Origin of the sequence: Rhizobium sp. LC145, from assembly GCF_001005825.1 — a bacterium.
GTDB lineage: Bacteria > Pseudomonadota > Alphaproteobacteria > Rhizobiales > Rhizobiaceae > Neorhizobium.
The window spans coordinates 176,422-199,710 of sequence record NZ_LBHV01000001.1; the positions used below are offsets into that span (position 1 = coordinate 176,422).

General features: G+C 61.1%; 22 protein-coding genes. 13 read left to right on the top strand and 9 right to left on the bottom strand.

The genetic code is table 11. The features are described 5' to 3' along the window. Positions 1-15: 15 nt before the first annotated feature. Complete coding sequence (locus YH62_RS00940) at positions 16-441, top strand: DUF4864 domain-containing protein (protein WP_046792283.1); 426 nt, start codon at positions 16-18, stop codon at positions 439-441. 21 nt (positions 442-462) lie between these two features. Here the strand turns inward: YH62_RS00940 and tgt are convergent, their stop codons facing one another. The 5 genes from tgt to coaD form a co-directional block, all read right to left on the bottom strand. Next, positions 463-1,584 carry a tRNA guanosine(34) transglycosylase Tgt gene (gene tgt / locus YH62_RS00945; protein WP_046792284.1) on the bottom strand — a complete coding sequence of 374 codons (1,122 nt, stop codon included), beginning with the start codon at positions 1,582-1,584 and terminating at the stop codon, positions 463-465. After that, entirely contained in the window at positions 1,581-2,666 is a 1,086-nt protein-coding gene (queA, locus tag YH62_RS00950; protein ID WP_046792285.1) for a tRNA preQ1(34) S-adenosylmethionine ribosyltransferase-isomerase QueA, read from the bottom strand. Before queA ends, tgt begins: the two co-directional genes overlap by 4 nt. Before the next feature lie 70 nt (positions 2,667-2,736). Then, positions 2,737-3,246, bottom strand: a complete 510-nt coding sequence (locus YH62_RS00955) for a peptidylprolyl isomerase (RefSeq protein WP_046792286.1) — start codon at positions 3,244-3,246, stop codon at positions 2,737-2,739. Positions 3,247-3,290: 44 nt separating this feature from the next. Beyond that, positions 3,291-3,857: a peptidylprolyl isomerase gene (locus tag YH62_RS00960; protein WP_046792287.1), complete on the bottom strand. Its 567-nt coding sequence runs from the start codon at positions 3,855-3,857 to the stop codon at positions 3,291-3,293. Positions 3,858-3,884: 27 nt separating this feature from the next. Then, complete coding sequence (gene coaD, locus YH62_RS00965) at positions 3,885-4,379, bottom strand: pantetheine-phosphate adenylyltransferase (protein WP_046792288.1); 495 nt, start codon at positions 4,377-4,379, stop codon at positions 3,885-3,887. Between the two features lie 169 nt (positions 4,380-4,548). Here coaD and YH62_RS29930 point away from each other — a divergent pair, with 169 nt between their 5' ends. The 3 genes from YH62_RS29930 to YH62_RS30975 all read left to right on the top strand — a co-directional run bounded on the left by YH62_RS29930 (position 4,549) and on the right by YH62_RS30975 (position 5,116). Continuing rightward, a complete protein-coding gene (locus tag YH62_RS29930; protein ID WP_156176906.1) occupies positions 4,549-4,701 on the top strand; it encodes a hypothetical protein in 153 nt (50 codons plus the stop codon). Positions 4,702-4,771: 70 nt separating this feature from the next. Continuing rightward, complete coding sequence (locus YH62_RS00970; protein ID WP_046792289.1) at positions 4,772-4,960, top strand: hypothetical protein; 189 nt, start codon at positions 4,772-4,774, stop codon at positions 4,958-4,960. 21 nt (positions 4,961-4,981) lie between these two features. Continuing rightward, positions 4,982-5,116, top strand: coding sequence for a hypothetical protein (locus YH62_RS30975; RefSeq protein ID WP_280950033.1), 135 nt, complete (start codon positions 4,982-4,984; stop codon positions 5,114-5,116). A gap of 120 nt (positions 5,117-5,236) precedes the next feature. On the opposite strand, the gene gyrA is transcribed toward YH62_RS30975, so the two are convergent. Further along, positions 5,237-8,050, bottom strand: a complete 2,814-nt coding sequence (gyrA, locus tag YH62_RS00975) for a DNA gyrase subunit A (protein WP_046792290.1) — start codon at positions 8,048-8,050, stop codon at positions 5,237-5,239. A gap of 228 nt (positions 8,051-8,278) precedes the next feature. On the opposite strand from gyrA, the gene YH62_RS00980 reads away from it, so the two are divergent. Together YH62_RS00980 and YH62_RS00985 are read left to right on the top strand one after the other, a co-directional pair. After that, on the top strand, positions 8,279-8,908 hold the full coding sequence (locus YH62_RS00980; RefSeq protein ID WP_046792291.1) for a MarC family protein: 630 nt from the start codon (positions 8,279-8,281) through the stop codon (positions 8,906-8,908). Between the two features lie 94 nt (positions 8,909-9,002). After that, positions 9,003-10,217, top strand: coding sequence for an HPP family protein (locus YH62_RS00985; protein ID WP_046792292.1), 1,215 nt, complete (start codon positions 9,003-9,005; stop codon positions 10,215-10,217). 102 nt (positions 10,218-10,319) lie between these two features. Here the strand turns inward: YH62_RS00985 and YH62_RS00990 are convergent, their stop codons facing one another. Beyond that, the gene (locus YH62_RS00990) at positions 10,320-10,862 is read right to left on the bottom strand and encodes a single-stranded DNA-binding protein (protein ID WP_046792973.1); all 543 of its coding nucleotides are present in this window, start codon (positions 10,860-10,862) and stop codon (positions 10,320-10,322) included. A gap of 250 nt (positions 10,863-11,112) precedes the next feature. Between YH62_RS00990 and uvrA the strand changes: the two genes are divergently transcribed. After that, on the top strand, positions 11,113-14,034 hold the full coding sequence (uvrA, locus tag YH62_RS00995; RefSeq protein WP_046792974.1) for an excinuclease ABC subunit UvrA: 2,922 nt from the start codon (positions 11,113-11,115) through the stop codon (positions 14,032-14,034). 23 nt (positions 14,035-14,057) lie between these two features. Then, entirely contained in the window at positions 14,058-14,864 is an 807-nt protein-coding gene (locus tag YH62_RS01000; protein WP_046792293.1) for a DUF72 domain-containing protein, read from the top strand. 3 nt (positions 14,865-14,867) lie between these two features. On the opposite strand, the gene YH62_RS01005 is transcribed toward YH62_RS01000, so the two are convergent. Continuing rightward, positions 14,868-16,346, bottom strand: a complete 1,479-nt coding sequence (locus YH62_RS01005) for an NAD(P)H-hydrate dehydratase (RefSeq protein WP_046792975.1) — start codon at positions 16,344-16,346, stop codon at positions 14,868-14,870. A 344-nt stretch (positions 16,347-16,690) separates the two neighbouring features. Between YH62_RS01005 and YH62_RS01010 the strand changes: the two genes are divergently transcribed. From YH62_RS01010 to hspQ, 3 genes are all read left to right on the top strand, one after another. After that, positions 16,691-17,029 carry a P-II family nitrogen regulator gene (locus tag YH62_RS01010; protein ID WP_011975544.1) on the top strand — a complete coding sequence of 113 codons (339 nt, stop codon included), beginning with the start codon at positions 16,691-16,693 and terminating at the stop codon, positions 17,027-17,029. Positions 17,030-17,100: 71 nt separating this feature from the next. Then, positions 17,101-18,510 (top strand): type I glutamate--ammonia ligase, encoded by a 1,410-nt coding sequence (glnA, locus tag YH62_RS01015; protein ID WP_046792294.1) that lies wholly within the window; start codon positions 17,101-17,103, stop codon positions 18,508-18,510. An 879-nt stretch (positions 18,511-19,389) separates the two neighbouring features. Next, on the top strand, positions 19,390-19,719 hold the full coding sequence (gene hspQ, locus YH62_RS01025) for a heat shock protein HspQ (RefSeq protein ID WP_046792296.1): 330 nt from the start codon (positions 19,390-19,392) through the stop codon (positions 19,717-19,719). A 117-nt stretch (positions 19,720-19,836) separates the two neighbouring features. Here the strand turns inward: hspQ and YH62_RS01030 are convergent, their stop codons facing one another. Next, positions 19,837-20,481 carry an invasion associated locus B family protein gene (locus YH62_RS01030; RefSeq protein ID WP_046792297.1) on the bottom strand — a complete coding sequence of 215 codons (645 nt, stop codon included), beginning with the start codon at positions 20,479-20,481 and terminating at the stop codon, positions 19,837-19,839. A 280-nt stretch (positions 20,482-20,761) separates the two neighbouring features. Between YH62_RS01030 and YH62_RS01035 the strand changes: the two genes are divergently transcribed. Both YH62_RS01035 and YH62_RS01040 read left to right on the top strand, forming a co-directional pair. Next, positions 20,762-22,567: an extracellular solute-binding protein gene (locus tag YH62_RS01035; RefSeq protein ID WP_046792298.1), complete on the top strand. Its 1,806-nt coding sequence runs from the start codon at positions 20,762-20,764 to the stop codon at positions 22,565-22,567. Between the two features lie 50 nt (positions 22,568-22,617). Continuing rightward, positions 22,618-23,289 (top strand): DsbA family oxidoreductase, encoded by a 672-nt coding sequence (locus YH62_RS01040; protein WP_046792299.1) that lies wholly within the window; start codon positions 22,618-22,620, stop codon positions 23,287-23,289.

Below are 23,289 nucleotides of genomic sequence, written 5' to 3' on the forward strand. Positions count from 1 at the left end.
GCTTGGAGAACGCCTATGTCGGTTCGCTTCGCCTCCGCTTTCGTGTTTCTTATTCTCCTTTCCGCCCCGCCCTCGAGAGCCCAAGATCCGGTTCTGGAAGCCCAGGCCGTCATCTCGGAACAAATCGCCGCGCTGATGGCGGATGATGCGGAAAAGGCTTATTCCCACGCCTCTCCCGGTATCCGCAGCCTCTACCCCGACAAGGAACGGTTTCTCGACATGGTCCGCAAGAGCTACGAGCCGGTCTATCAGGCCGGCAGCTACGCCTTCGGCCGTTCCAAGCTCGTGGGCGGTGGCGAGATGGTGCTGCAGGAAGTCCTGATTACCGATCCGAAAGGCAAGGACTGGACCGCCATCTACGAGCTTCGGCTGATGGATGACGGCAGCTACAAGGTCAACGGCGTGCGGATGCTTCCAAACAGCACCAGCACCGGCATCTGAAGGCAGAGCCGGCGAGCGAGATCAGACGTCTCCCCTCGCCCAGACCTCCTGCGTTTCGGCATAGAAGTCGGCGAAGCGCCCCTCGGCGATCGCCTTGCGGATGCCTTTCATCAGATCCTGGTAGTAGGAAAGATTGTTCCAGGACAGCAGCATGCCGCCGAGCGCTTCGTCGGAGCGGACGAGGTGATGCAGGTAGGCGCGGGAATAATCGCGCGCCGCCGGGCAGCTCGACTCCTCATCCAGAGGACGCAGGTCTTCGGCATGCTTGGCGTTGCGGATGTTGATGCGGCCACGGCGGGTGAAGGCCAGGCCATGCCGTCCGGAGCGGGTGGGCATCACGCAATCGAACATATCGATCCCGCGCGCCACCGATTTCAGAATGTCATCGGGCGTGCCGACGCCCATCAGATAGCGCGGCTTTTCGCTCGGCAGAACCGGAAGCGTCGTTTCCAGCATCTGCAGCATCACTTCCTGCGGCTCGCCGACCGCAAGGCCGCCAACCGCATAGCCCTTGAGATCGAGTTCCTTCAGGCCCTCGGCGGAGCGAATGCGCAGGTTGGGCTGATCGCCGCCCTGGACGATACCGAACATGGCCTTCCCGGGCTGGTTGCCGAAGGCGACCTTGCAACGCTCCGCCCAGCGAAGCGACAGTTCCATGGCCCGCTCGATCTCCTTCGGCTCAGCCGGCAGCGCCACGCATTCGTCGAGCTGCATCTGGATATCGGAGCCGAGCAGTCCCTGTATCTCGATGGAGCGCTCCGGAGACATGTGGTGCAGGCTGCCGTCCACATGGCTCTTGAAGGTGACGCCCTTCTCGTCGAGCTTGCGCAAGCCGGCCAGCGACATGACCTGGAAGCCGCCGCTATCGGTGAGGATAGGATGCGGCCAGCGGATGAGCTCATGCAATCCGCCGAGGCGGGCCACCCGTTCGGCGCCCGGCCGGAGCATCAGGTGGTAGGTATTGCCGAGAATGATATCGGCGCCGGTCTCACGCACCTGGTCGAGATACATGGCCTTGACCGTGCCGACCGTGCCGACCGGCATGAAGGCCGGCGTGCGGATCGTGCCGCGCGGCATCGAAACTTCACCAAGCCGGGCGCCGCCATCGGTGGCCTTGAGGGTGAACTGAAAGTTCTCGGTCATTTGTCTTTCCGGAAAAGCAGGCTCGCGTCTCCATAGGAGTAGAAGCGGTAGCCTGTCGAGATCGCATGGGCATAGGCCGAGCGCATGGTCTCGAGCCCTGAAAAGGCCGAGACCAGCATGAACAGCGTCGATCGTGGCAGATGGAAGTTGGTCATCAGCATGTCGACCGCCTTGAAGCGATAGCCCGGCGTGATGAATATGCCGGTTGCTCCACTCCAGGGCGCTATCACGCCGTCATCGGTGGCGGCGCTTTCGACGAGACGAAGCGAGGTCGTGCCGACGCAGACGATCCGGCCGCCTCTTGCCTTGACGGCATTCAGCCGCGCAGCGGTATCGGCACTAACGTAGCCGATCTCCTGATGCATCTTGTGATCGGCGGTATCGTCGGCCTTGACCGGCAGGAAGGTCCCGGCCCCCACATGCAAGGTGACGAAGTGCCGTTCGATGCCGGCTGCATCGAGGGCGGCGAAGAGTTGCGGCGTGAAGTGCAGGCCGGCCGTCGGAGCTGCGACCGCGCCTTCCTCGCGGGCGTAGATGGTCTGGTAATCCTGCCGATCCTTGTCGTCTTCGGCCCGCTTGGCGGCGATATAAGGCGGCAGGGGAATGTGTCCCACCGCCATGATGGCCTCGTCCAGCATCGGGCCTGAGAGATCGAAGCGCAGAGTGACTTCGCCGCCCTCGCCCTTCTCTTCCACGGTGGCGGCGAGCGAGCCGATCATGCAGGCATTACCGCCGTGACCGAACTCTATCCGATCGCCTACCTTGATGCGCTTGCCGGGCTTGGCGAATGCCTTCCAGGCATCCGGCGCGGTGCGCATGTGAAGGGTGGCGGAGACCTGCTGACCGCCCGCTCCTTCCCTGTGGCGAATGCCTTCGAGCTGAGCCGGGATGACCTTGGTATCGTTGAAGACCAGCGCATCGCCCGGTTTCAGGAAGCTCGGCAGTTCCGAAACGCGGTGATCGGCGAGCTCGGGCTCATCGCCCGGCCGTACGACGAGCAGCCGGGCGCTGTCGCGCGGGCTTGCGGGCCTCAGCGCAATGCTTTCTTCGGGCAGATCGAAATCGAACAGATCGACGCGCATGTGTCAGTTTCCGAACAAGCAAAGCCCGCTCCGACGACGACCGGCGGAGCGGGCTTTCATTGAATGACGATCAGACGTCGGCGGCAACCCGCATGGAGACGATCGAGTCCGGGTCGCTGACCGGCTCGCCCTTCTTGATCGTGTCGACGACGTCCATGCCCTCGATGACCTGGCCCCAGACGGAATATTGCTTGTTCAGCCAGGGTGCATCGGTAAAGCAGATGAAGAACTGGCTGTTTGCCGAGTTCGGGTTCTGCGAACGCGCCATCGAGCAGGTGCCGCGCACGTGCGGCGTTGCCGAGAACTCGGCCTTCAGGTCCGGCTTCGCCGAGCCGCCCATGCCGGCGCGAGCCGGGTTAAAGCTCTCGCCGCCCTTCTTGCCGTACTGAACGTCGCCGGTCTGCGCCATGAAATCGGAAATGACGCGGTGGAAGACGACGCCGTCATAGGCCTTCTCGCGGGAAAGTTCCTTGATGCGGGCGACATGCTCCGGCGCCACCTGCGGCAGAAGCTGAATGACAACCTTGCCCTTGGTGGTTTCCAGGATGACAGTGTTTTCCGGATCCTTGATCTCGGCCATGGCCTTCTCCTTTATGTTTGGCGCATAGGCGATGCGCTTGGAACTTACTTGCCGACGGTGACCTTGATCATCCGGTCGGGGTCGGAAACCTCTCCGTTGCCGCCCTCGCCGCGCTTGATCTTGTCGACGTTCTCCATGCCCGAAACCACCTTGCCGATGACGGTGTACTGGCCGTTCAGGAACGAGCCTTCGTCGAACATGATGAAGAACTGCGAGTTGGCGGAATTCGGGTCCTGGCTGCGTGCCATGCCGACGGTGCCGCGCTCGAAGGGAACCTTGGAGAATTCAGCCGGAAGGTCCGGCAGGTCGGAGCCGCCGGTGCCGGCGCGCGAGGCATTGAAGCCATCCTCCATATCGCCGAACTGGACGTCACCTGTCTGGGCCATGAAGCCCTGGATGACGCGGTGGAATGCGACATTGTCATATTCGCCCTTGGCGGCCAGAGCCTTGACCTGCGCAACATGCTTCGGCGCGACTTCCGGCATGAGCTGAACGACCACCGGGCCATCCTTGAGCTGGATGGTCAGGAAATCGTCCTCGGCGGCGAGCGCCGGCATGACGAAGGAAGCCAGGGCAAAGGCGCCGGCAATGGCGAGACGAAGCAGTTTCATGCGGAACTCCGATGAGTGAAGGACGGATCAGCGTTTCAGCTTGGCATTCAGGGCGTTCAGGACCGCGGCCGGCACGAAAGCGCTGACATCGCCGCCCATGGCGGCGATCTGCCGGACCAATGTGGCCGTAATGGGCCGGGACGCGGTGCCTGCAGGCAGAAAGACGGTCTGAATATCCGGGGCCATCTGACGGTTCATTCCGGCCATCTGCATTTCATAATCGAGGTCGGTGCCGTCACGCAGGCCACGCACCAGAAGGCTCGCGCCGTGGGCGCGCGCGGCATCCACCACGAGTTTATCGAACGAGACGACCGAAATGTCCTTCGCCTTCTGCGGCAGGACTTCCGTCAGTGAGGCAAGGATCAGTTCCGCCCTCTCCTCGAAGCTGAACATCGGCGCCTTGCCGGGATGAATGCCTATTCCGACGATGACCGTGTCCGCGACGTTCAACGCCTGCACCAGCACATCGAGATGCCCATGGGTCATCGGATCGAAAGACCCGGGATAGAAAGCAGTCGTCATATGCAAGTCCAGGCTGGGTCAGCGATGAATTCCTGGGCCTTTTGTCACGGATGTTCCGGCACTGCAAGCATGAACGGCGGATGAATGGCGCGTTCAAGGGCGTTTCAGACCCGATATGTTTTCATGACCCCATAGCGAGCAACAAGACTCGCGATCACAGGAGAGAAAGATGCTGGCCGTTCTGGTGGCGATCGCCGTGGTTCTGTCGTTTGCCCTCGAGGCCGCACTTTCCCTTCTCGCCGAAGTCGAGGCCCTGGGCGATTCGAATCATGAACGCCAGATGAACGGGCCATTCAAAGACGCTTCAGCGCGGATGGGTTAATTCTCTCTCAAAATGCGGTGGAACCTGTGCGTGCACCCGCGCGTTCAGGCAAACGAGAAGGACAACGGAGATGCTCGCGAAAAGGAAAACGATCGCGCTCGACAAGATCACGATGATCAATGTGGTTTGGACGGCAATGATCGCAGCCATGCTGACAGCAACGGTGACCCTTTATCAAGACAATTCCGGGCAGGCAGACCTGAACTATCCGCAGCTGACCGGCCGTTACAACGACACGAATTATTATAACGGCGGATAACGCAAACAAGAAAGGATAGCCATGTTCGTGACACTGACTGTACTTGCAGGTTTGATCAGCATCATGTTCGTGGCATCCGTGGCCTCCACCATTGGAGCACTTCGTCGCGAAAACGAAGACATGAAGGATTTTGCCCGGCGTCACACCACGTTCTGAGGCATTCGAGTAGTGGAACTGCCTACGAGACTCTCCCGTCGCGTCGCAGTTCAAACAAAAGCCGGAGGATGAAAATCCTCCGGCTTTTTATGTTCACGAGACTTGAGGAGTAAGGCGCGACTATTCCGTCGCGCCTTCGCCGGTATCGCCGTTCTCCGGTGCGGCAGCGCCGAGATCGCCGGTCTCGGCATCGATCTCTTCCGGCAGGCCATTGCCGTTTTCCTCGTCGCCTTCCGGTTCGCTGATGCGCTCGACCGAAACCACCTTTTCGTCCTTGGCGGTCGAGAAGATCGTCACGCCCTTGGTGGCGCGGCTCGCGATGCGAATGCCGCCAACCGGCACGCGGATCAGGACGCCGCCATCGGACACCAGCATGATCTGGTCGTTGTCCTCGACGGGGAAGGCTGCGACGAGTTCGCCGATTTCCGCCGTCTTCGACGTATCCGTCGCGCGGATGCCCTTGCCGCCGCGGCCGGATGTACGGAAATCGTAGGAGGACGAGCGCTTGCCGAAGCCCTTTTCCGAAACCGTCAGCACGAATTGCTCGCGTACCTTCAGCTCTTCGTAGCGTTCGTCGGAAAGCTGTCCCTCCTCGGTGACTTCCTCGCCGACGAGAGCGATATCCTCTTCATCTACGCCTGCCGCGCGGCGCTCGGCAGCCGAGCGCTTGAGGTAGGCCGCACGCTCCCAAGGCTCCGCATCGACGTGGCCGACGATCGTCATGGAGATGATGCGGTCGCCGTCTCCCAGCGAGATGCCGCGAACGCCGATCGAATTACGGCCGGCGAAGACACGGACATCGTCCACCGAGAAGCGGATGCACTGGCCGAGTGCCGTCGTCAGCAGCACGTCGTCGCGATCGGTGCAGGTTTCGACGGAAAGGATCTCGTCTCCCTCATCGAGCTTCATGGCAATCTTGCCGTTGCGGTTCACCTGCACGAAGTCCGACAGCTTGTTGCGGCGAACCGTGCCGCGCGTCGTCGAGAACATCACGTCGAGGTTATCCCAGCTCGCCTCGTCCTCGGGCAGCGGCATGATCGTGGTTATGCGTTCGCCGGGCTCCAGCGGCAGCATGTTAATCAGCGCCTTGCCGCGGGACTGCGGGGTGCCGATCGGCAGGCGCCAGACCTTCTCCTTATAAACGATGCCGCGCGACGAGAAGAACAGCACCGGCGTATGGGTGTTCGCCACGAAGAGGCGCGTGACGAAATCCTCGTCGCGGGTGGCCATGCCGGAACGGCCCTTGCCGCCGCGGCGCTGCGCCCGATAGGTGCCGAGCGGCACGCGCTTGATATAGCCGAGATGCGAGACGGTAACGACCATGTCTTCGCGGGCGATGAGGTCCTCATCGTCCATGTCGAGGCCGGCATCGAGGATCTGCGTGCGGCGTGGCGTACCGAATTCGTCGCGAACAACGGCGAGTTCGTCCTTGACGATCGACTGGATGCGCAGGCGCGAAGACAGGATATCGAGATAGTCGCTGATTTCCGCGCCGATCTTGTTCAGCTCGTCCGCGATTTCGTCGCGGCCAAGGGCCGTGAGGCGGGCAAGACGCAGTTCGAGGATGGCGCGGGCCTGCTCTTCGGAAAGATTGTAGGTCGCGTCCTCGTTGATCTTGTGCCGCGGATCGTCGATCAGACGGATCAGCGCCTCGACGTCATGCGCCGGCCAGCGGCGGGTCATCAGCTGCTCTCGCGCCGTCTGCGGATCGGGCGCACGGCGAATGAGGGCGATGACTTCGTCGATGTTTGCAACGGCAATGGCGAGACCGACCAAGACGTGGGCGCGCTCGCGCGCCTTGCGCAGAAGATACTTCGTACGCCGGCTAACCACTTCCTCGCGGAACGAGACGAAGGCGCGCAGCATGTCGAGCAGCGTCAGCTGTTCCGGCTTGCCACCGTTCAGCGCCACCATGTTGCAGCCGAAGGAGGTCTGCAGCGGCGTGTAACGATAAAGCTGGTTGAGGATGACATCGGCATTGGCATCGCGCTTCAGCTCGATGACCACGCGATAGCCTTCGCGGTCGGACTCGTCGCGCAGGTCGGAAATACCCTCGATGCGCTTTTCCTTGACCAGTTCGGCCATCTTTTCGATCATCGTCGCCTTGTTCACCTGATAGGGAACTTCGGTGATGATGATCTGCTCGCGGTCACCGCGCATCGGCTCGACGGTGGCGACGCCACGCATCATCACCGAGCCGCGGCCGGTCTCGTAAGCCGATCGAATGCCGTGGCGGCCGAGAATCATCGCGCCGGTCGGGAAATCCGGACCAGGAATGATTTCCATCATTTCGGGCAGTTCGATTGCCGGATTGTCGATCAAGGCAATGCAGCCGTTGATGACCTCGACGAGATTGTGCGGCGGAATGTTGGTGGCCATGCCGACGGCGATGCCGCCCGCGCCGTTGACCAGCAGGTTCGGGAATTTTGCCGGAACCACGACAGGCTCCGACAACGTGCCGTCGTAGTTGTCGCGAAAATCGACCGTTTCCTTGTCGAGATCGTCGAGAAGCGAATGCGCCGCCTTCTCCAGCCGGCATTCCGTGTAGCGTTCGGCAGCCGGTGGGTCTCCGTCGATCGAGCCGAAATTGCCCTGGCCGTCGATCAGCGGCAGGCGGAGCGACCAGTCCTGCGCCATGCGGGCAAGCGCATCGTAAATCGCCGTATTGCCGTGGGGATGGTATTTACCCATCACATCCCCGGTAACGCGGGCGCATTTGACGTATTTCTTGTTCCAGTCGATGCCGAGTTCCGACATGCCGTAGAGGATGCGCCGGTGGACCGGCTTCAATCCATCACGGACATCGGGAAGCGCGCGGCTCACGATCACGCTCATCGCGTAATCGAGATAGGACCGCTGCATCTCTTCCATAATGGAAATGGGCTCGATGCCGGGGGGCAGCTTTCCGCCGCCGGGTGTGCTTTGCTCAGTCAAATCGGATCAGATCTCTGTTCGGAATCAGTTGCTTTGTCTATATCGGAAAGCGCTGCGAAGCGCCAATTTCCGGCAGGGTTTTGAACAGCTTTTGCGGCCTTTGCGAGGCGGTGGGACAGCGTGCGGAGCGCCTTCGACAGGAAAGCGTTACGGCAGGCTTTGCCTTCCCTGCCCGTCTGTCCTAACAATCTTCGCCATCACCCGCAAGGACTGCCGGCCGGAGGTTATATGGCGACGCCCGACATGCTGATCAACGCCCTGACGACCATGCTGGTCACGCTCGACCCGCCCGGTCTGGCACCGGTTTTCCTGGGGCTTACCGTGGGCATGACGGCGCTTCAGCGGCGGCAGGTCGCTTTCCGGGGTTCGCTGATCGGATTCGGCCTTCTGGCCGCTTTCGCGATATTCGGATCGGGGATACTCGGGCTGCTTGGGATTTCCATCGGCGCATTCCGCATCGCAGGCGGGCTGCTGCTCTTCTGGATATCCTTCGAAATGGTCTTCGAGAAACGCCAGGAGCGCAAGGAGAAGACCTCGCAGGCCGCGATAACCATCGACCACATCCACAATATCGCGGTCTTCCCGCTAGCCATTCCGCTTATCGCCGGGCCGGGAGCCATTTCCGCGACGGTACTTCTGGCCGGCACCTTTACCGGCGCCCTGGACCGGGTCCTGCTGATCGCGGTCATCGCGCTGATCATGCTGCTGGTCTATGCGACCTTGCTCATCGCGGAACGGCTGGATCGCTTTCTCGGCGTCACGGGGCGGGCGATCCTCACACGGCTGCTCGGCGTGATCCTCGCCGCCCTTTCCGTCCAGTTCGTGGTCGACGGGGTGCGCTCGGCCTTCAATCTTTGATTTTTTGACGCATCGGAGACTGTCGTTTTTCGAAGGGATGCGCTAAAGAGCCACCGCCTCAATCATCCCCCATCGAAATCGAAAGCTCGGATAAATGAGACGCTTGCTGCGGCGGTTCCTGCCGGAAGCCATCCTCATCAGCCAGAAGGAGCGGATACGCTCCGCGATCGGCGCACTGACAGGGATCCTGATTACCGGCCTGATCGGCGGGCTAGTCTTCAAGTCGGACCCGATGCTGCCGGCACTGATCGCACCGATGGGTGCGTCCGCCGTGCTGCTCTTTGCCGTGCCTTCGAGCCCGCTTGCCCAGCCATGGTCGGTGCTCGGCGGCAACATGCTCGCCGCAACGATCGGGGTCACGGTCGCGCTGCTCGTGCAGGATCCGCTGCTGGCGTCGGCACTGGCGATCGGCGTGGCGATCGCGGCGATGATGGCGTTGCGCTGCCTTCATCCGCCCGCCGGGGCGATCGCGCTGACCGCCGTGCTCGGCGGCCCGGCCATTCACGAGCTCGGTTATGGTTTCGTCATCTGGCCGGTCGCCGGCAATTCGCTGGCTATGGTTCTGCTGGCACTCGCTTTCAACAATCTTACCGGCCGCGCCTATCCGCATGCAATGAAGCCGCAGCAGACCGATCACGGCACGTCCGACCCGGCGCCGATCGAACGCATCGGCTTCCGCTCGGAGGATCTGGACGAGGTGCTGAAGGAATATGACCAGGTTCTCGACATCGACCGTGACGATCTCGAAACCATTCTCAGAAGGACGGAGCTGCGCTCCTACCGCAGGCGGGCCAGCGATCTGGTCTGCGCGAGCATCATGTCACGCGACGTGATCGCGGTAGCGCCGGACAACTCGCTGAAGGAAGCGCGAGATCTCATGCGGGCCCATCACATCAAGGCCCTGCCCGTCACCAACGACAGCGCCGAAGTCGTGGGCATCGTGACCCAGACCGATTTCCTCGACAAGACGAATTGGGTGAAGGGCCGGGCCACGATAGGCTTTGCCCAGAGGCTGCGCTTTGCCCTCAAGGGCGCGACCGCGCCGAACGATACCGTGAAGGATATCATGACGAGCCCGGTGACGACGGTCGGCCCCGACACGCCGGTTTCCGAGGCTATCGTGATCTTCGCGGAAGCGGGGCTGCATTACCTGCCGGTCACGCGGCAGAACGGCAAGCTCGTCGGCATCATCTCGCAATTCGACCTGCTCGTCGCCATGTTGGCCGACAAGGCCGAGACTGCCACCGGCCCGCTTTCCGCTCAAACAGAGCCGAAGGCTGAAAAATCAGCCATGCTGGTGGAAGCCTGACGCCCTCGTCTGCTCGTCTTCAAGCGCTGGAAATAAGAACGCCTCCCGCTCGCTGACGAACGGGAGGCGTGGAATGCTTTGGCTGCCGATCGGCAGGCCTGATCAAAACGGGATATCGTCGTCCAGATCGCGCGAGAAATTACCGCCGGACGATGCGCCGCGGCTCTGGCTGCCGCCGGCGGGGCGACGATCATAGTCATCCCCACCAGAGCCGCCGCCGAAATCACCTCCGCCGAAATCGCTGCCGCCCTTGTTGCCGCCGCCGAAGCCGCCACGATCGCCACCGCCCTCGCCGCGACCGTCCAGCATGGTCAGCGTCGAGTTGAACCCCTGCAGGACCACTTCGGTCGAGTAACGATCGTTACCGGTCTGGTCCTGCCACTTGCGGGTCTGGAGCTGCCCTTCGATGTAGAGCTTGGCGCCCTTCTTCACATACTGCTCGACGACCTTGCAGAGGCCTTCGTTGAAGACGACAACCGTATGCCATTCGGTCTTCTCGCGCCGCTCTCCGGAATTGCGGTCGCGCCAGCTTTCCGAAGTGGCAATGCGGAGGTTTGCAATGGGCCGGCCGTCCTGGGTCCGGCGGATCTCCGGATCGGCTCCCACATTCCCGACCAGGATGACCTTGTTTACGCTACCAGCCATAACTCTCACCTTGTCCGCCGCAACGAAAGCGGCCTTGAAATCCAATGCGGCACTTTAACCTATCGGCCCTTTCGATGGGGCCATGGCAAAGTTTAATCCACAAGCAAATTTGTTCTTTATTTGTTCTAGTTAATCCATATAGTGCTGTCAACCGACTCGGGAACGGCCCCTGCATAGCCGCAGTTTCGTCTCGACAGGCGCTGATCAATCACTACATAAGGACCTTCGATCCTCCCCGAAGAGCATGAAGATGAGCGAACTGAAGACCATATCCATCCGCGGCGCGCGCGAGCACAATTTGAAGGGCATAGATCTCGATCTGCCGCGCAATTCGCTGATCGTCATGACCGGCCTTTCCGGCTCCGGCAAGTCGTCGCTGGCATTCGACACCATCTATGCCGAGGGACAGCGGCGCTATGTCGAGAGCCTTTCAGCTTATGCGCGGCAGTTCCTCGAAATGATGCAGAAGCCGGACGTCGATCAGATCGACGGGCTTTCGCCGGCAATCTCGATCGAGCAGAAGACGACTTCGCGAAACCCGCGCTCCACGGTGGGCACCGTTACCGAAATCTACGACTATATGCGCCTGCTCTTCGCGCGCGTAGGTGTTCCATATTCACCGGCGACGGGCCTGCCGATCGAAAGCCAGACCGTCAGCCAGATGGTCGACCGCATCCTCGCCTTCGAGGAGGGAACGCGTCTTTATATATTGGCGCCGATGATCCGTGGCCGCAAGGGCGAGTACAAGAAGGAACTCGCCGACCTCATGAAGAAGGGGTTTCAGCGCGTAAAGGTCGACGGCCAGTTCTACGAGATCGCCGACGTGCCGGCGCTCGACAAGAAGTACAAGCACGACATCGACGTGGTGGTGGACCGCCTGGTCGTGCGGTCCGATATCGGCGCGCGCCTGGCAGACAGCCTCGAAACCTCGCTGAAGCTCGCGGATGGGCTGGCGGTCGCCGAATTCGCCGACAAGCCCCTGCCCGCCGAGGAGACGGCCGCCGGCGGATCCGCCAACAAGTCCCTCAACGAGACCCATGAGCGCGTACTCTTCTCGGAGAAGTTCGCCTGCCCAGTCTCAGGCTTCACCATTCCGGAAATCGAGCCGCGGCTCTTCTCCTTCAACAATCCGTTCGGAGCGTGTCCGACCTGCGCCGGCCTCGGCTCGCAGCAGAAGGTGGATGCCGCCCTGATCGTGCCCGAGCCCGCGCGCACGCTGCGCGACGGCGCGATCGCGCCTTGGGCGAAATCGACGTCTCCTTACTACAACCAGACGCTCGAAGCGCTCGGCAAGGCGTTCGATTTCAAGCTCTCCAGCCGCTGGAACGAACTTTCCGAGGCGGCGCAGAACGCCATTCTCAACGGGACCGAGGAAAAGATCGAGTTCCACTATGCCGACGGCGCGCGCTCCTACAAGACGGTGAAGACCTTCGAAGGCATCGTTCCCAACCTCGAGCGACGCTGGAAGGAGACCGATTCGGCCTGGGCGCGCGAGGAGATCGAGCGCTACATGTCGGCAGCCCCCTGCCCGGCCTGCGCCGGCTATCGTTTGAAGCCGGAAGCGCTGGCGGTGAAGATCAACAAGCTGCATATCGGCGAAGTCACCAACATGTCGATCAAGCTGGCGCGCGATTGGTTCGAGGTTCTGCCCGAGGCGCTGAACGCCAAGCAGAACGAAATCGCGGTGCGCATCCTCAAGGAAATCCGCGAGCGGCTGCGATTCCTCAACGACGTGGGACTGGATTATCTCAGCCTGTCCCGGAATTCCGGCACGCTTTCGGGCGGTGAAAGTCAGCGCATCCGCCTTGCCTCACAGATCGGCTCCGGCCTGACGGGCGTGCTTTACGTGCTCGACGAACCTTCGATCGGCCTTCATCAGCGCGATAACGCGCGCCTTCTCGATACGCTGAAACACCTGCGCGACATCGGCAATACCGTGATCGTGGTGGAGCATGACGAAGACGCGATCCTGACGGCCGATTACGTGGTCGATATTGGCCCGGCCGCCGGCATCCATGGCGGCGAGGTGGTGGCGCAAGGCGCGCCTTCCGACATCATGGCCAACTCGAAGTCGCTCACCGGAAAATATCTTGCCGGCGAACTCGGCGTTCCGGTTCCGGCCGAGCGCCGCAAACCGAAGAAGGGCAAGGAGATCAAGGTCGTCGGCGCCAGGGGCAACAACCTCAAGAATGTCACGGCTTCCGTTCCGCTTGGCGTATTCACCGCGGTAACCGGCGTTTCGGGCGGCGGGAAGTCGACCTTCCTCATCGAAACGCTCTACAAAGCCGCTGCCCGACGCGTCATGGGCGCGCGCGAAATCCCAGCCGAGCACGACCGGATCGACGGATTCGAGTTCATCGACAAGGTGATCGATATCGATCAGTCGCCGATCGGCCGCACGCCGCGCTCCAACCCGGCGACCTATACGGGGGCGTTTACGCCGATCCGCGACTGGTTCGCTGGCCTGCCGGAGGCGAAGGCCCGCGGCTATGCGCCGGGCCGCTTCTCCTTCAACGTCAAGGGCGGGCGCTGCGAGGCCTGCCAGGGCGACGGCGTCATCAAGATCGAGATGCACTTCCTGCCGGACGTCTACGTCACCTGCGACGTCTGCCACGGCAAGCGCTACAATCGCGAGACGCTCGACGTGCATTTCAAGGGCAAGTCGATCGCCGATGTGCTGGACATGACGGTCGAGGAAGGCGTCGAATTCTTCTCGGCGGTGCCCGCCGTGCGCGACAAGCTGCAGGCGCTCTTCGATGTCGGCCTCGGCTATATCAAGGTCGGTCAGCAGGCCAATACGCTTTCGGGTGGCGAGGCGCAGCGCGTCAAGCTAGCCAAGGAACTGTCGAAGCGCTCGACCGGACGCACGCTCTACATTCTGGACGAACCGACGACGGGACTGCATTTCCATGACGTCGCCAAGCTTCTGGAAATGCTGCAGGAACTGGTGAACCAGGGCAACTCCGTGGTGGTGATCGAGCACAATCTCGAAGTCATCAAGACGGCCGACTGGATCATCGACATCGGCCCGGAAGGCGGAACCGGCGGCGGCGAAATCGTCGCGTCGGGTACGCCAGAGCAGGTCGTCCAGGAAAGGCGCTCCTATACCGGCCATTTCCTGAAGGAGCTTCTGGATCGGCGTCCGGCGAAGAAGGTGGAAGCGGCGGAATAGATCGCCATTTCAGGGAGGAATTGATGACGAAATCCGGCACGATCCGCACGGGCATTGGAGGCTGGACCTTCGAGCCGTGGGAAGGCACGTTCTATCCCGACAAGCTGCCGAAGAAGAAGCAGCTCGAATATGCCGCGAGCAAGCTGAAGGTCATCGAGGTCAACGGCACCTATTACGGCTCGCAGAAGCCGGAAACTTTCGCCAAATGGGCGTCCGAAGTGCCGGACGGGTTCATATTCTCGCTGAAGGCGAGCCGCTTCACCACCAACCGCAAGGTTCTGGCCGAGGCCGGGGAATCGATCGAGAAGTTTCTCGGTCAGGGGCTGACGGAGCTTGGAGATCATCTCGGTCCCCTGCTCTGGCAGTTCGCACCGACGAAGAAGTTCGAGCCGGAGGATTTCGAAGCCTTCCTGAAGCTTTTGCCGAACAAGCTGGATGGATTGAAGCTGACGCATGTAGTCGAGGTCCGGCACGACAGTTTCAAGGTGCCGGAGTTCGTCGCCCTGCTTGAGAAATACAACATCGCGCCCGTCTGCGCCGAGCATTTCGACTATCCGATGATTGCGGACGTGACCGCCGATTTCGTCTATGCGCGCCTGCAGAAGGGCTCGGACGACATCAAGACCTGCTATTCGGAAAAGGACTTGAAGGCCTGGGCGAAACGGCTGCAGACCTGGGCCGAGGGCGGCGTGCCGGACGATCTGCCGCTGATCGACGAGAAGCGCGAGGTCAAGAAACAGCCGCGTGACGTCTTCGCCTTCTTCATCCACGAAGGCAAAGTGAACGCGCCTTATGGCGCCATGGCGATGACAGAGATGCTGGAGCGTTAAAAGCTAGAGGGCTAAACTGCCGACATGGGTTATGAGGTCTTCGGCTGTCATTCCCCTGCCCGCCTGCTTGGCGGCTTCGCCGTGCTGGTAGACCGCGGCCGCTGCAGCTTCGAAGGCCGGCATGCCCTGCGCAAGCAATGCGCCGATCATGCCTGCCAGCACATCCCCCGAGCCGGCTGTCGCAAGCCAGGGCGGCGCATTGGTGTTGATGGCGGCGCGCCCGTCCGGGGCGGCGATCACCGTATCGGCTCCCTTGTAGACGATGGCGGCATGAGCGCGCCCGGCTGCTTTAATCGCCTTTTCCACCTTGCTGAGGTTCTCGTCGTCCGCCAGGTCCGGGAAAAGTCTCGCGAATTCTCCTTCGTGCGGCGTAAGCACGAGGCGGGTCTCGCCTGCTGCAAAGGCCTCGAAGAGCAGAGCGGGATCGTCCTTGAAGGAGGTGATGCCGTCGGCATCGAGCACGAGCGGCCGATCCTTGAGCGCGAGGACGAATTGGCGGCCCTTTTCTCCAACACCGAAACCGGGGCCGAGCACGAAGGCGGACAACTTGGCCGAATTCAGCCAATCGTTCAGATCGTCGACTGTTTCCACCTCGTGCAGCATGACCGCCGTCAGCGAAGCCGCGTTCACCGCCATGGCATCCCGCGGCGAAGCCACGGTGACCAACCCTGCCCCGTTCCGAAGACCTGCGGCCGCGGAAAGGCGGGCCGCGCCCGTCCTGCTCCCCTCGCCGGAGAAGACCGCGAGATGCCCGCGGCGGTATTTGTGCGCATTCGGGCCGGGTTGCGGCAGATGCTCCCGCCAGAGTTCCGGCCGGTTCTCGCTGATCTTTCCGGCGATGCTTTTCAGGATACGTTTCGGAATTCCGATATCGAAAACCTCGATGTCACCGCAAAGTGACCGTCCAGGCATCAGCAGATGTCCCGGCTTCCGCGACATGAAGGTGACGGTGAGTTCGGCTTGAAACGCCGCACCCAGCGGCTTGCCGCGCCGTCCGCAAAGGCCGGAGGGCAGATCCACGGCAACGACAGGAAGGCCGGTGGCCTCCACCTTGCGGATCACCTGAATCACGTCTTCCGTCAAGGCGCGGGCCAGCCCCGCCCCGAAGAGAGCATCGATGACCACATCGTTCGCCTCGGGCTCGTAAGCCTTCAGTAGCGCGCCCGCGACAGGACAAAGATCGAAGGCGCGGCGCGCATCACCTTTCAATTTCGCCGGATCGGAAAGATGGAAAACCGCGACCGTGGCGCCAGCCTCCAGAAGCGCCCTGGCGGCGACATAGCCATCGCCGCCATTGTTACCGGGACCGCAAAGCACGACGAAACGATGCGCCTGGGGAAACCGCTTCAGCGCTGCCGCAGCCACCGCCTGGCCGGCCCGCTCCATCAGGCCGAAGGATAGGATGCCGGAACGGGCGGCCTCGGCATCTGCCGCGGCCATTTCTTCGGGCGTGAGAAGCATGGTTTCGGTGCCGGAGGTCATGGTCCCCATTGAAAGGAATCGTGCACAGAAAACAAGCCGTCAATTAGAATCGCAATCGCCTATATACTAGGCATTTGATTGATAATTAATCACTTGTGTGACTTGAAAGCTGATCATCTCACATGTGGAAAATCGATGAAATTTTTCCGAAATGAACTCTTCATCGTCGCATTTTGCGGAATTCCTGGTCGGTTTTACCCTGAAACCAGGCCATTCGACACGTTCGCACCTGCAAAATGCGAGTTTTCTGCAAATTCGGCTTTCCAGACTGGCACGATATCTGCATTAAGTAGGCCAAGCGGGTCATGTCCCGCTTCAAGGGAGAAGCGGAGAGATATTTTCTCATGAAAAAGATCGAAGCGATCATCAAGCCTTTCAAGCTGGATGAAGTGAAGGAAGCCCTGCAGGAGGTCGGTCTTCAGGGCATCACCGTAACCGAAGCGAAGGGCTTCGGGCGGCAGAAGGGGCATACCGAGCTCTATCGCGGCGCCGAATACGTCGTCGATTTCCTGCCGAAGGTGAAAGTCGAAGTCGTGCTGGCGGACGAGAATGCGGAAGCGGTCATCGAGGCCATCCGCAATGCCGCCCAGACCGGCCGCATCGGCGACGGAAAGATTTTCGTCTCCAATGTGGAGGAGGTCATCCGCATCCGCACCGGCGAAACCGGCATCGACGCCATCTGATCGACACCTTTAATCGACTGGCCGCTCGGGTCAGGGTTCAACTCGTCATCTTGCAATCGAGGAAACGTTAAATGACGACCGCAAGCGAAATCATGAAACAGATCAAGGAAAACGACGTGAAGTTCGTGGACCTGCGCTTCACCGATCCCCGGGGAAAGCTGCAGCACGTCACCATGGACATTTCCGCCGTTGACGAAGACATGTTCGCCGATGGCGTCATGTTCGACGGCTCCTCGATCGCCGGCTGGAAGGCAATCAACGAGTCCGACATGGTGCTGATGCCCGACCCGGCAACGGTCCACATGGACCCCTTCTTCGCCCAGTCGACCATGGTCATCTTCTGCGACATCCTCGATCCGATCTCCGGCGAGGCTTACAACCGCGATCCGCGTGGCACGGCCAAGAAGGCCGAAGCCTATCTGAAGGCGTCGGGCATCGGCGATACGGTCTTCGTGGGTCCCGAGCCGGAATTCTTCGTCTTCGACGACGTCAAGTACAAGGCCGACCCCTACAACACCGGCTTCAAGCTCGATTCTTCCGAGCTGCCGTCGAACGACGACACGGATTACGAGACCGGCAACCTCGGCCACCGCCCGCGTGTCAAGGGCGGCTACTTCCCGGTTCCGCCGGTCGACAGCCTGCAGGACATGCGCTCCGAAATGCTGACCGTGCTCACCGAAATGGGCGTCGTCGTCGAAAAGCACCACCACGAAGTGGCCTCGGCCCAGCATGAGCTCGGCGTCAAGTTCGACACCCTGGTGCGCAACGCCGACAAGATGCAGATCTACAAATACGTCGTGCATCAGGTCGCGAATGCCTATGGCAAGACCGCAACCTTCATGCCGAAGCCGGTCTTCGGCGACAACGGCTCCGGCATGCACGTTCACCAGTCGATCTGGAAGGATGGCAAGCCGACCTTCGCCGGTGACGAATATGCGGGTCTTTCCGAGAGCTGCCTCTATTACATCGGCGGCATCATCAAGCATGCCAAGGCCATCAACGCCTTCACCAACCCGACGACGAACTCCTATAAGCGCCTCGTTCCGGGTTACGAAGCGCCGGTGCTGCTCGCCTATTCGGCCCGCAACCGCTCGGCTTCGTGCCGCATTCCGTTCGGCTCCTCGCCGAAGGCAAAGCGTGTCGAAGTCCGCTTCCCGGACCCGGCGCAGAACCCCTATCTCGGCTTTGCTGCCATGCTGATGGCCGGCCTCGACGGCATCAAGAACAAGATCCATCCCGGCAAGGCCATGGACAAGGATCTCTACGACCTCCCCCCGAAGGAGCTCAAGAAGATCCCAACGGTTTGCGGCTCTCTTCGCGAAGCTCTGGAAAGCCTCGACAAGGACCGCAAGTTCCTGACCGCCGGCGGAGTCTTCGATGACGACCAGATCGACGCCTATATCGAACTCAAGATGACCGAGGTCATGCGCTTCGAAATGACGCCGCACCCGGTCGAGTTCGACATGTACTATTCGGCGTAACGGCCGGATTCGCTTGACTTCAACGACAAAACGGCGGGCTTTGGCCCGCCGTTTTCCTTTTTATGCATCTCTTCCGCGCGGCAAACAGGCGAGCCCCTCGCCTGTTCCGCTCCTGGCTGAACGCGCCGAACTACCGGTAGTCGCGGCAGAACGAAGGTCCGCCAGTTCCCAATATCCTGCAGGACCTCTTGATTTCCGAGGTGATGAGTTCGCACGAGTTCTGCACATTGCAGGGCGGCCGCGTTGCCGTCGTGACGGCCATGCACTTGCGGACCATCTCGGCAGCGACTTTCCGGCCCGCGACGGATTCGCAGCTCGCAGATGCCCCGTCACTCCCGGCGTCGGCAAGCCAATCCAATTGCTGCGAGAGGTCTTTTGCTCTTTCTCGCGTGAGAGCTCTTTGACAATCGGAAGCCGAGGTCATGCTGGGAAAATTCGCCTGTCGATAACGGCATTCCGCATCGCGATACCGCTCCCACGCCCGCTGGGCTTCAAGCAGTTGGCGCTTGCCGCTTTCCTGTAGGCCGGAAGCAATCCTCGACTTCATGACGTCGACGTCCTTGATGGTTTGGGCAGTCGAAATCGATGCACTCGATATCAGAAGAAGGGCGATGGTAGCTAAGCGTTTCATGATCCGTCACCGGTTGTTTGAACTGGTTCGGAATGTAGCCGATTTTCGCCACCTTGCGGCAGGAGATGGTCCCAAACCGGAGGCATTCTCACAGGTCTGAAAGGGAAGGCTATGCCCCTGATCTTCCGAGAGGCAGAACGACCTTCAATCGCCCGAGAGCATATGGAACGATATTTGCTTCGTCGCATTGCAACTCTTGATGCGGAATGAATTCATTCCCACATCAGGATGCGAAAGGACATCGCACCATGAAACAACGCCACGCAAAATTCAGGATCGGAGAAGTGGTTCGCCACAAGGTGTTTCCGTTCCGGGGCGTCGTGTTCGACGTGGACCCGGAATACTCCAACACCGAGGAATGGTGGAATGCCATCCCCGCGGAGATCCGCCCCAACAAGGACCAGCCCTTCTATCATCTGCTGGCCGAAAATGACGAGACGGAATATGTCGCCTATGTCTCGGAACAGAACCTCGAGCACGACGAGAGCGACACACCGCTGAGAAATCCGCAAGTTGCTCAGATCTTCGACCGCGGTCCGTCCGGGCAGTTGAAGCCGAAGGTGATTCTGGCGCACTGACTTCCGATAGATATTCGAGAATCGAAGGCGCCGGGCCTCCCACCGGCGCCTTTTTGATTCCGGAATCAAAAAGCCCGGCGCGAGGCCGGGCTTTTGAAACTTCAAGAACTTGAGAGCTTAGTTGCCCTGCTTTGCAGCGTTCTGGGCGTCTTCCAGCTTCTTGCGGGCTTCTTCGGCCTTGCGCTGCATTCCCTCTTCGAGATTGCGCTGGCTTTCGGCGAGCTGCGCCTGCGGCATGGCCGGACCGTCGAAGGCGCCGGTGAAGCCCTGCAGCGAAATGCGGATCGGGTTCGGCGCACGGCGGAAGTTGATCGAGGTGAAGGTCACTTCGCCGCCCTTCTTGAGGCTTGCGATCATGGGATCGGTGAGCGGCACTTCGGCGGTGCACTTGTCGGGCAGGCAGACGGCATAGTCGAGCTTCTGGCCCTTGCCGCCGTCGATCTGCATGACGATGCCCGGCGGGATGAGGCGCGCGGTGGGCACCGAAACCTGCAGGATCTTGCGGTTCACCTTGCCTTCCACTGTGATCAGGCCTACGGCGGTGATGAGCTGGCCGTTCTGTGCGAGAAGCACGTTCTGCACGACACAGAGATCGCTATCGTCCTGCTTGGTGCAGGTCTTGAACCAGCCGAGCGGCGGGGCGCCCGGAGCGCCGGCAGCCGGGGCCTGTGCGGCGGCCGTGATGGGCAGCGCGCTCGCGCCGATCGAAAGAGCGAGAGCGGACATCGCCGTCCGCATAACCTTGGTTGCCTTGAGCTTCATAACGAAATCCGTCTCCTGAAATCCGTTCGGGGCGACGTCCGCCGCCTCCCTCGGGGTGTCCTATTGCCTTTCACCTGTCGGTCAAATGAGGCAATTGAATGACCCGCCGTCCGGCCACCCTGTTACATCGCAGCCGCTCCGATATCCAGCCCTCATCACGTATTTTTTGGCGATTACCAGGGCTTTCAGGCCCATCTTTCCACCTAGTCGCGGTTGGTCACCCCATCTCGATCAGGTATTTTGCAGCGAATCAGAGACTATTTCCATTGTAGGATGGACCATGCGCCGCATCGTTCCGCTCATCGCCGCACTTGCCCTTGCCGGACAGGCTTTCAGCCAACCTCTGCACGGGATCGCCATGCATGGTGAGCCGGCGCTCCCCGCCGACTACAAGTATTTCGACTATGTCGATCCGAACGTGAAGAAGGGCGGACGCGTGCGGTACGGCGTCGTCGGCACTTTCGACAGCCTCAACCCGTTCAACCTGAAGAGTATACGCACGACCGCTCGCGGCATCTGGGACAATATCTTCGGCAATCTCATCTACGAACCGCTGATGCAGCGCTCCGGCGACGAACCCTTTTCGCTTTACGGCTTGCTTGCCGAAACGGTGGAGTGGGACGAGGAGCGCAGTTTCATCCAGTTCAACCTCAACCCCAAGGCAAGGTGGTCGGACGGGCTGCCGGTAACGCCGGAAGACGTGATCTTCACTTTCGAGGTGCTGCGGGACAGAGGCAGGATTCCCTTCTCCAACCGTCTCGACACCGTCGAGAAGATGGAGAAGGTCGGCGAGCGCAGCATACGCTTCACCTTCAACGAGAAGGCGGACCGCGAAATCCCACTGATCATTGCCTATGCGACGCCGATTCTGCCGAAACATGCGATCGATCCGGCCACCTTCGAGCAGTCCACGCTCAAATTCCCCGTCGGTTCAGGCCCTTACAAGGTGAAGTCGGTGGCACCCGGCGAGCGGATCGTCTACGAGCGCAATCCCGATTATTGGGGCAAGGATGTTCCGTCCAAGGTGGGTCTCGACAACTACGACGAAATCACCGTCGAATATTTCCTGCAGGAGAACACCCTGTTCGAGGCCTTCAAGAAGGGTGTGCTCGATATCTACCTGGATGGCAGCCCGACGCATTGGGCGCGCGCCTACGACTTCCCGGCGGTCCATAGCGGCGCGGCCGTGAAGGACACGTTCAAGCCGGATCTGCCGACGGGCATGCTCGGCTTCGCCTTCAATACGCGCCGGCCGGTCTTTGCCGACCGCAATGTCCGGGCGGGCCTTTCGCTGGCCTTCGATTTCGAATGGGCGAACAGAAACCTTTTCGAGAACTCCTATACCCGTACCGAAAGCTTCTGGCAGAATTCCAGCCTCTCCTCCTTGGGGAAGCCGGCGAGCGAGCGCGAGCTTGCGATCCTTGGGCCCATCAAGGACCGGATCGAACCGGACGTGCTCGACGGCACCTATCGCCTGCCGAAGACGGACGGCACCGGCGCGGACCGCAAGGTGTTGCGCAAGGCCGTGGACCTCCTGGAGGCCGGCGGATACACGATCAGGAACGGCCGTATGTCGGACGCCTCGGGAAGGCCGCTTGCCTTCGAGGTGATGACCCAAAACCAGGACCAGGAGAAGCTGGCGATCGCCTATCAGCGGACCCTGCGCATGATCGGCGTGGAGATGATAATCCGCACCGTGGACGATGCGCAGTATCAGGCGCGTTCGGGCAATTTCGACTATGACATGATCCTGAAATCCTACCCCTCCTCCTTGTCTCCGGGTATTGAACAGGTCGGCCGCTGGGGCTCGGCCTCGCGTGATCGGCAGGGCAGCTTCAATTTCGCCGGCACCGCCGATCCCGATCTGGACAAGCTCATCGAAGCCATGCTCGGCGCACGCAGCAAGGAGGATTTCGAGGCGGCGGTCCGAGCCTATGACAGGATGCTGATTTCCGGCCACTATCTCGTGCCACTCTACCATGTGGCGGAACAATGGGTGGCGCGCCGCAGCCATATCGGCTATCCGGAAAAGGTGCCGCTCTACGGCTACCAGCTTCCCGCCTGGTTCGACAAGCGGGCCCAATGATCTAGAGCAAAGGACGCCCAAGAGCGGCTTTCCGAAGAAAGGATGCGCCCATGGAACGGGTAACCATCGACGTCGTTTCGGACGTCGTCTGCCCCTGGTGTTATCTCGGCAAGGCGCGGCTGGAGCTGGCGATCGCCGAAGTACAGGACGAGGTTGGCGTCGACGTCAACTGGCGCCCCTATCGCCTCAATCCCGATTATCCGCCGGAAGGCGTGGACCAGCAGCAGGCCCTGATCGCCAAGCTCGGCGGCGCGGAAGCCGTGGAGCGTGCGCACGCCATGCTGAGCAAGCTCGGCGAAGAGGTCGGCATCCGTTACGATTTCGACGCGATCAAGATCGGCCCCAATACGCTGGACGCCCACCGTCTCCTGCATTGGGCGCTGGTGGAAGACCGCGAGGTGCAGGACCGGGTGGCGACCGCTCTTTTCAAGGCGAATTTCGAGGAAGGCAGGAATGTCGGCGATCAAACCGTTCTGCTCGACATTGCCGAGGAATGCGGCCTGGAACGGAAAGTCATCGAGAGCCTGCTCGCTAGCGATGCCGACAAGGATACGGTTCTCGGCGAGATAGAGGCGGCCCAGAAGATGGGCGTCAACGGCGTGCCCTTCTTCATTCTCGACGGTCAGTATGCGGTCAGCGGTGCGCAGACGCCGGAAGTCCTCGTCAATGCGCTCCGGGAGATCGCACAGATGAAGGCCGAAGCCCGTAAAGGCATGATCTGA